Genomic DNA, 547 nt, shown 5'->3' with positions numbered 1-547 from the left:
GAAAAGTTTGAAAAAGAAAAAGAGCTAAAACAGAAAGAAAAAAATAGAGGCGGAGAATTATTGAAAAAAGATTCTTATATTAATTTTTTAATTCGCCTAAACCAAAAAGATCCTAGCCAATTAACAGAGGGGCAAAAGAATTATTTAGCTGTTGAATTACATAAAATAGCAAGATCGTGGAATGTTCCTGTATCTGATTTATATAACTGGGATTTTTCTAAAGAAATCAAAAGAAATGACTCAGCGTTAACAAAATATCTATCAGATGAAATTAAATTTTGGGACAGTTATGTCGGTAAACAGGCACAATCTTTTGCGATAGGTGCTTTAGCCGCGGGAGGCGGCGTCGCTGCTGTTAGAGTTATTCCTAAGGCTGCTGGATATTTACAAGAGACAGCAGTACTTTCAGCTAGAAACCCAGTTGCGGCAGAAATGTTAGTAACGGGAGGATATAAAGCAGGGGAGATATCCTATAAAGCTCATAGTGGCCAATATAAAACTGAAGATGAACTTAAAAGCGCTGTTTATGATGGTGCGAAAGATGTAA

At 35.8% G+C, this 547-nt stretch carries 1 protein-coding gene; it reads left to right on the top strand.

The window, feature by feature from the left end; all coding sequences use genetic code 11:
- Positions 1 to 547 (top strand): hypothetical protein (locus AAX15_RS09570; RefSeq protein WP_046940113.1); only part of this gene is annotated, 547 nt, incomplete at both ends.

It is taken from the genome of Haemophilus haemolyticus (assembly GCF_001008275.1).
Lineage (GTDB): Bacteria > Pseudomonadota > Gammaproteobacteria > Enterobacterales > Pasteurellaceae > Haemophilus > Haemophilus haemolyticus_P.
This window is presented reverse-complemented; position numbering and strand designations above follow the sequence as displayed.